The 688-nt window shown below is 60.8% G+C and carries 2 protein-coding genes; both read right to left on the reverse strand.

What is annotated here, in order from left to right; all coding sequences use genetic code 11:
* Nucleotides 1–379: HAD family hydrolase (locus AC1DRJ_RS31120; protein ID WP_477805487.1), on the reverse strand; the 379-nt coding region annotated here is incomplete at its 3' end.
* The coding region (locus AC1DRJ_RS31125) for a ribulose-phosphate 3-epimerase (RefSeq protein WP_477805488.1) at nt 376–688 on the reverse strand (313 nt) is incomplete at its 5' end. The genes AC1DRJ_RS31125 and AC1DRJ_RS31120, both read right to left, overlap by 4 nt.

The following is a 688-nucleotide window of genomic DNA, read 5'->3' on the forward strand; positions in this document are numbered from 1 at the left end:
GCTTGTTAGTGATCAGCGCCATCTCCACGCCCTGCTTGTGCAGCCACTTCAAGGTGTCGCGCACGCCAGGGTAAACCACGGTCAACTCATGGCTTGCGCCATAAGCCTGCATGAAAATTTCCAGCGCGCGCTCAGCCTCACCGTTGTCGACGGCCGAGTGCTCGATACCACCCGCCAGCGCACGACGCACCAATACCGGCGCGCCGTTACCGACCCATTCACGTACCGACTCGATGCCGGCAGGCTGGCGACCCAGCTTGAGCAGCATGTTATCCACGGCCGCTGCGAGGTCCGGGAGCGAATCGATCAGCGTGCCATCCAGATCGAACATCACCAGCCGCGGCAGACGCCCCGGGAACAACTGCTCAAAACCACTCATGGGCGAGCCAGTGCCAGTTCGGCGCGCATCTTCTCGATCACTTCCTGATAGTTCGGCGCATTGAAAATTGCCGAGCCCGCGACGAAGGTGTCAGCGCCAGCCGCAGCGATTTCACGAATGTTGTTCACGTTTACGCCGCCGTCGATTTCAAGGCGGATGTCACGCCCGGATGCATCGATCAACGCACGCGCCTGGCGCAGCTTGTCGAGGGTGCCGGGGATGAACTTCTGCCCGCCAAAGCCCGGGTTGACGCTCATCAGCAAGATCATGTCGACCTTGTCCATCACGTATTCGAGCACGCTCAATGGG

The organism is Pseudomonas sp. P5_B2, assembly GCF_056400445.1.